Source organism: Pseudomonas sp. GZD-209, assembly GCF_049310485.1.
Taxonomy (GTDB): domain Bacteria; phylum Pseudomonadota; class Gammaproteobacteria; order Pseudomonadales; family Pseudomonadaceae; genus Aquipseudomonas; species Aquipseudomonas sichuanensis.
The window spans coordinates 1-5,821 of record NZ_JBMOWQ010000050.1 but is presented as its reverse complement, the minus strand read 5'-3'; the positions used below and the strand labels follow the sequence as shown (position 1 = coordinate 5,821).

Here is a 5,821-nt window from a genome sequence, read left to right as displayed (position 1 = left end):
CGAATGGCGGCACAATCCCTCTCACCCATGTCACGGCTTGTTGGCGTGTCTTCCCCCCGCGATGATCTGTCGATCAGGCCAGCTTGGGCGTACGCGGCGGGATCATGCGGCGCGAGCCGGTCGCCTCGAAGGCTGCGGCAAATTTCAACAGATTGTTGTCGCTATAGGCCTTGCCGGCGAAGGTCAGGCCAACCGGCATGCCGATATCGGCCATCACGCCCATGGGCACGGTCACGGTCGGTACACCCAGGTGACGGATCGCCAGGTTGCCGTTGGCCACCCAGATACCGTTGCTCCAGGCGATATCCGCCGAGGCAGGGTTCACATCGGCATCGGCCGGGCCGACATCGGCCACGGTGGGGAACAGCACCGCGTCCAGGCCCTGGGCGTCCATCCAGTCTTCCAGGTCCTGTTTGCGGGTCTGCTCCAGGCCGCGCAGGCCGTCCGGCACGGTGGCGATCTGGTCCCAGGTCTTCAGGCCGCGCTTGGCCATGTTGACGTACTCGTCCATGCCGGCGGCCAGGTCATCCTCACGGTTGGGCAGGGTGCCCGGGTCGTGGGGGAAGATCTGCGGGCCGTCGACGTCGGCCAGGCGGTTGAGCTTGGGATCGTCGTTTGCCCGCAGGAAGTCGTCGAAGGCCCAGCCGGACAGCTCCCACAGCTCGTCATGGAGGAATTCCTTGCTGACGATGCCACGGTTGTACACGGTGGGTGCGCCGGGGCGATCGCCCTCGCAGTTGGACACCAGCGGGAAGTCGGTTTCGACCACTTCGGCACCGGCCGCTTCCAGGGCCTGGCGCGCCTGCTTCCACAGCTCGATCACGCTGGCGCGGGTGTTGATGCGCTGGCCGGTGGGGCCACCGATGCCCGGCTTCTCGGACGTGCCGGCCTCGGCGTCGGCGTTGATGTACATGCGCGGCACGGCGAAGCGCTTGCCCTTGAGCGAAGCCGCATCGGCCGCCAGCGCCAGGTACGAGGCCGGGCGCACGCTGGAGGCGGCGGGGATCGGCACCCATGGCTGCAGGCGCCACAGGTCGCCGCGCTTGTCGGCGTCGTCGGCCACCACCACGTCGAGGATTTCCAGCAGGTCGGCCATGGTGCGGGCGTAAGGCACGACCACGTCCATGGTCGGGGTCAGCGGCCAGTTGCCGCGCACCGAGATCACCCCGCGCGACGGGGTGTAGGCGCACAGGCCATTGTTCGAGGCAGGGCCACGGCCGCTGGACCAGGTCTCTTCGGCCAGGCCGAAGGCGCTGTAGCTGGCGGCGGTGGCGGTGCCGGCGCCGTTGGACGAGCCGGAGGCGAACGGCGCGGTCAGGTAGGCGGCGTTGTACGGGCTTTCGGCACGGCCATACACGCCGCGCTGCATGCCGCCGTTGGCCATCGGAGGCATGTTGGTCTTGCCCAGGCAGATGGCGCCGCCGGCGCGCAGACGCTCGACGGTGAAGGCATCGCGCTGGGCGACCAGGTCCTTGAATGCAGGGCTGCCGGAGGCGGCGGTCAGGCCTTTGACCAGGTAGCTGTCCTTGGCGGTGTAGGGGATGCCGTCCAGCGGGCCGAGGACCTCGCCACGGGCCCGGCGGGCATCGGAGGCCTCGGCCTCTTTGAGCGCTTCAGGGTTGCGCACCACCACGGCGTTGAGTGCGGTGGCGGTGTCCTTGCCGTCATAGGCGTCGATGCGCGCCAGGTAGGCCTTGACCAGCTCGACCGCTGTCGTGCGGCCAGACTCGAGCGCGTCGCGCAGCTCGGCAATGGAAACCTCGGTTACCTCGATCATGCTGTCACCACAGTTGTGCAGGTGGAAAATCATGGCGGCGAGTGTAGCAAGAAGGCTTTGCCGGAGCAGGCATGCAGTGGGGAAATGCTTCGTTGCAGCGGGGCATTCAGGCGTTCGGGATGGGGAGGCCGCATTTGCAGTGTGGGAGCAACTGTCTTGCTCGCCATTCAAGCAGTTGCGCGATCCCTGTGGGAGCGGGTTCACCCGCGAACACGGGCATAGCCCGTGCCAGGCACCGAGGTGTCATCTTCGCGGGTAAACCCGCTCCCACGCCTTACAGCAGCTTGCGTTGCACCGCTTCGTCCAGGGTGCTGCGCGCCAGCTCGCGGACCACGTCGCGGGTGTCGGCCTGGAATGGCAGGCCGACGATCAGCACCAGTTGCATCCAGGTGCGCACCGACTCGCTCTTGCTGATACGGCCGACTTCCTTGCCTTCCTTGTCCTTGAACACGGTCTGCAGGGTGAAGGTGTTCTTGGCCGTGGACGGAATGATGAAGAAGGTGAAGCCAGTGATGAACGCCGAGGCCACGACGAACTGTTCATGGTTGGTCAGGGTCGCCTCGGCGTACAGGTCCGATTCCACCTTGCGCGTGCTGACCTTGGCGAAGCGGCCTGATTCCTGGTAGGTCTCGCTGAGGGTCTTTTCCCACAGTTGCGCGTGGGCGCCGGCGGCAGCTGCTGCCGGGTTGTCGTTGACCTGGTACAGCGCGGTGGTGCGCAGGTAGGCGCTGGGCTTGACCGCTTCGCTGCTGGCCGCAGGCGGCCAGGTGTTGACCGCGGCCAAGTCGCCGGTGGTATAGGAGACGCAGCCGCCGAGCAGCAATGCGCCCAGCAGCATGCCTTGTTTGAGCAGGTTCATGAATGGGTTCCCGATTCAGCGTTTGGCCAATTGCACGGTGGCGCTGTCCAGCAGTTCACCGACCAGTTGAGAGAGTTGCTTGCCGCCCATGATGGTGGGCGACCAGTAGTCGCTGCCGTACAGGCCGACGTTGTGCTTGAAGGTGATCTGGTCCTGGGCGCGAGCCAGCTCGACGCCGTCGCGGTCGACGATCACCAGGTCGCCGGCCAGGTCGAAGCTGTCGACGTAGATCGGGCCGTTGACCCAGATCCACAGGGTCAGGGTCAGTAGCGCACCGGGGAAATAACCTGGGTGCGGTGCCCGGCGGCCCTTGAGCGAGGTCATGTCGAACTTCAGCAGCACGTCTTGTTCGCCCAGGCGGGTAGGGAACTGACTCACCGATTTGAAATAGCCGGCCTTGTCCACGTAGCGGTCCAGCTCCTCGGTCAGCGAGCGGCTGATGGACTCGCGGGTGGCCGGGTTGAGGCCGGGAGCAGACACCGTCACGTCGGCGAGCTGCGCGGTGCGCGGGCTGGTGATGGTGGAGGGATGGACAGGGGCGTTGACGGGGCCGCTGACCTGGAAGGACACGCAGCCGCCCATCGACAGCATGGCCATGAGAGCGGTGCATTTAAGGAGTTGCTTCAAGCCGGTACATCCTTGTGCGAGAGAAAGGCTGAACAAGGATTACGGCTGCAAGGCGAGGAACTTTAGGGCAAAGTGCCACTACTGTATCCAGGCCGCCCAGACGCGACTGGGCGGCCCTGGCTGATCAGCCCAGGTCGGCTGCCGAATGGCGCTCGGGAACCTGACTGGCTTCATCGCCCCAGGTCCGGTTTACCCGGGTGCCACGCTGTACTGCCGGGCGTTGCGCGATGGCTTCGGCCCAGCGTTGCACGTTGGGGTATTCATGTACCGCAAGAAACTCCGCAGCGCCATACAGGTTGCCGCGTACCAGTTGGCCATACCATGGCCATACGGCGATGTCGGCGATGCTGTATTGGTCGCTGCCCAGGTAGCTGCTTTCGGCCAGGCGACGGTCGAGCACGTCGAGTTGGCGCTTGGCTTCCATGGTGAAGCGGTTGATGGCGTACTCGAACTTCTCGGGCGCGTACACATAGAAGTGGCCGAAACCACCGCCCAGGTAGGGCGCCGAGCCCATTTGCCAGAACAGCCAGTTCAGGCTCTCGGTGCGGCTGGCCGGATCCTTGGGCAGCAGGGCGCCGAATTTTTCTGCCAGGTACAGCAGGATCGAGCCAGACTCGAACACCCGCACCGGCGGTTCGACGCTGCGGTCGAGCAGGGCGGGGATCTTCGAGTTCGGGTTGACCCCGACGAAGCCGCTGCCGAACTGGTCGCCTTCGCCGATGCGGATCAGCCAGGCGTCGTATTCGGCGCCGGTATGCCCCAGGGCCAGCAGTTCTTCGAGCAGGATGGTCACCTTGACGCCGTTGGGGGTGGCCAGGGAGTAGAGCTGCAGCGGGTGCTTGCCCAGCGGCAGCTGTTTTTCATGAGTCGGGCCGGCGATCGGGCGGTTGATGCTGGCGAACTGGCCGCCGGAAGGTGCCTCGTGGGTCCAGACCTGGGGCGGGACGTAGGGGGGCTTGCTCATGCGCGGAAACTCCTGGAAGGCGTGATCGAGCATCTATGCCATGGGTTCGGCGCGAGGGGCAAATGCATTGGATGCATAGCTGATATCAAAGCTGAGAGTTTGACCTTGGATGGCTTATCGCGGGGCAAGTCGCAGCGGCGCACCGCCGCTCCCACGCCAGGCCTCATTGCAAGGGGCGCGTGGGAGTGGGCTTGCCCCGCGATGCGGGCCTATCAGGCCACCGGGATCAGCGGATCAGCCGCCGCCAGCGCCGCCGCACGATCATCGGCGGCCGGTGGGTAGATCCAGATCGAGTTGATCTGGTGCTTGAGCACCTTGGCCTCGGCCTTGTCGGTGGGCGGCGACACCGTGCGCTCCCAGCCTTCGGTGTACACCGCGCCCCAGGCGCCGAGGTCCAGGCAGGTGACGTACTTAGGTTGGCTGTAGATCATCGGTGCCACGCCGATCAGTTCGGCGGCGGCGTTGTTGCCGGCGTAGCGGCCCAGCGGGATGGCGTGCTGGCAGGACATCACCGCATGGTTGCCGACCTCGTCGCACGCGGCGTAGGCCACGTCACCCGCGGCGTACACCGCGTCATTGCCGATGACCCTAAGATTGCCGTCGACGTGCAGGCGGCCCTGGCGGTCGCGTTCACCGCTGATCTGCTCGGTGAGCGGGTTGGCCTTGAAACCGACGGTCCAGATCACCGTGCTGGCTTCGATGCGCTGGCCGTTGTCGAGCACCACGCCGCCGTCATCCACCGAGGCCACCGTGGCCCCGCAGATCCATTCGATGCCCAGGTGGTCGCTGGCCTGCTCGATGGCCGGGCGGATGCCGTCACCCAGTGCGGCGCCGATTTGCGCGCCGCGGTCGACCACGATCACCCGTGGTTTCACGCGATCACCCAGGATCTTGTGCAGGCGCGACGGCAGTTCGGTGGCGGTCTCGATACCGGTGAAGCCGCCGCCGGCCACCACCACGGTATTGCGTGCCGGGCTGTCGGGGCGGCCGGCGAGGGATTTCAGGTGTTGTTCAAGGCGCGACGCCGAGTCGATCTTGTCGACATCGAAGGCATGCTCGATACCGGCCATGTCGGGGCGGTTGAGCAGGCTGCCACACGCCATGATCAGGCGGTCGTAGCTCAGTTTCGACTCGATGCCGCCGGGCGCGCGGTAGGTCACTTCACGGTTTTTCTCGTCGATGTGGCTGGCGCTGCCTTTGACGAAGCGCACATTGACCGCATCGAACAGCGCCTGCAGCGGCGCGGCCATGGTGTGCACCTCGGGTTCGTAGAAGCGCGGGCGCACATGCAGTTCGGCCTGGGGGGCGAGCACGGTGATGGCGACGTCGTCGCGCCCGTGCAGGTCAAGCTGGCGCGCGGCGCCCAGGGCGCTCCACAGCCCGGCGAAGCCTGCGCCAATGATAAGGATCTGTTTCATGAGGGTGCTCCTGGAGATTCCGAATACCGCGGATGGTTGGAGTTGTCGGCTCGGGCACGGCAGTGGGAAAAGGGTACGCCTGGTGCTGCTGGGTGGGGCGTGGTCCGACCTGTGGCCCAGGGGGGGGGGGGGGGGGGGGGGGGGAGGGGAGGGGGGGAGGGGGGGGTGCGGGCGGG

At 66.2% G+C, this 5,821-nt stretch carries 5 protein-coding genes; all 5 read right to left on the bottom strand.

From position 1 onward, the window contains the following. Positions 1 to 73: 73 nt before the first annotated feature. Positions 74 to 1,777 carry an amidase gene (locus ACO6VM_RS07190; protein WP_401058212.1) on the bottom strand — a complete coding sequence of 568 codons (1,704 nt, stop codon included), beginning with the start codon at positions 1,775 to 1,777 and terminating at the stop codon, positions 74 to 76. Positions 1,778 to 2,051: 274 nt separating this feature from the next. Beyond that, entirely contained in the window at positions 2,052 to 2,636 is a 585-nt protein-coding gene (locus ACO6VM_RS07185; protein ID WP_401058214.1) for a hypothetical protein, read from the bottom strand. 15 nt (positions 2,637 to 2,651) lie between these two features. Further along, the gene (locus tag ACO6VM_RS07180) at positions 2,652 to 3,233 is read right to left on the bottom strand and encodes a hypothetical protein (RefSeq protein ID WP_401058460.1); all 582 of its coding nucleotides are present in this window, start codon (positions 3,231 to 3,233) and stop codon (positions 2,652 to 2,654) included. A gap of 154 nt (positions 3,234 to 3,387) precedes the next feature. Continuing rightward, positions 3,388 to 4,227 carry a glutathione-dependent disulfide-bond oxidoreductase gene (gene yghU / locus ACO6VM_RS07175; protein ID WP_422402969.1) on the bottom strand — a complete coding sequence of 280 codons (840 nt, stop codon included), beginning with the start codon at positions 4,225 to 4,227 and terminating at the stop codon, positions 3,388 to 3,390. 212 nt (positions 4,228 to 4,439) lie between these two features. Further along, positions 4,440 to 5,645 (bottom strand): NAD(P)/FAD-dependent oxidoreductase, encoded by a 1,206-nt coding sequence (locus ACO6VM_RS07170; protein ID WP_422402968.1) that lies wholly within the window; start codon positions 5,643 to 5,645, stop codon positions 4,440 to 4,442. Between the last annotated feature and the right edge of the window lie 176 nt (positions 5,646 to 5,821).

Excerpts from the sequence above, each read along its gene's own strand:
- ACO6VM_RS07180 (WP_401058460.1), bottom strand. The coding sequence starts at position 3,233 with ATGGCCATGCTGTCGATGGGCGGCTGCGTGTCCTTCCAGGTCAGCGGC.
- ACO6VM_RS07190 (WP_401058212.1), bottom strand. The coding sequence starts at position 1,777 with ATGATCGAGGTAACCGAGGTTTCCATTGCCGAGCTGCGCGACGCGCTC.
- ACO6VM_RS07170 (WP_422402968.1), bottom strand. The coding sequence starts at position 5,645 with ATGAAACAGATCCTTATCATTGGCGCAGGCTTCGCCGGGCTGTGGAGC.
- yghU (WP_422402969.1), bottom strand. The coding sequence starts at position 4,227 with ATGAGCAAGCCCCCCTACGTCCCGCCCCAGGTCTGGACCCACGAGGCA.
- ACO6VM_RS07185 (WP_401058214.1), bottom strand. The coding sequence starts at position 2,636 with ATGAACCTGCTCAAACAAGGCATGCTGCTGGGCGCATTGCTGCTCGGC.